This window comes from Mesorhizobium sp. M7A.F.Ca.CA.001.10.2.1 (assembly GCF_003998575.1).
GTDB lineage: Bacteria > Pseudomonadota > Alphaproteobacteria > Rhizobiales > Rhizobiaceae > Mesorhizobium.
This window is the reverse complement of record NZ_RZQY01001371.1, coordinates 1-429: the sequence shown is the minus strand read 5'-3', so window position 1 is coordinate 429 and position 429 is coordinate 1. Positions and strand designations below refer to the sequence as shown.

At 63.2% G+C, this 429-nt stretch carries 1 pseudogene; it reads right to left on the bottom strand.

The window, feature by feature from the left end:
- Positions 1-429: pseudogene (locus EN964_RS37145) on the bottom strand (TCP-1/cpn60 chaperonin family protein); the annotation flags it as partial.

The window sequence follows — 429 nt, the reverse complement described above, 5'->3', positions numbered from 1 at the left end:
AGCATGGCCTTGCGGCGGTCGCCGAAGCCCGGCGCCTTGACGGCCGCGACCTTGAGGCCGCCGCGCAGCTTGTTGACGACCAGCGTCGCCAGCGCCTCGCCTTCCACATCCTCGGCGATGATCAAGAGCGGCTTGCCCGACTGCACCACGGCTTCAAGCACGGGCAGCATCGCTTGCAGGTTGGAGAGCTTCTTCTCGTGGATCAGCACATAAGGCTCATCGAGTTCGACGCGCATCTTGTCCTGGTTGGTGATGAAATAGGGCGAGAGATAGCCGCGGTCGAACTGCATGCCTTCCACGACTTCGAGTTCGGTCTCGGCGGTCTTGGCCTCCTCCACCGTGATGACGCCCTCATTGCCGACCTTCTCCATCGCCTCGGCGAGGAAACGGCCGATCTCGGCATCGCCATTGGCGGAGATGGTGCCTACC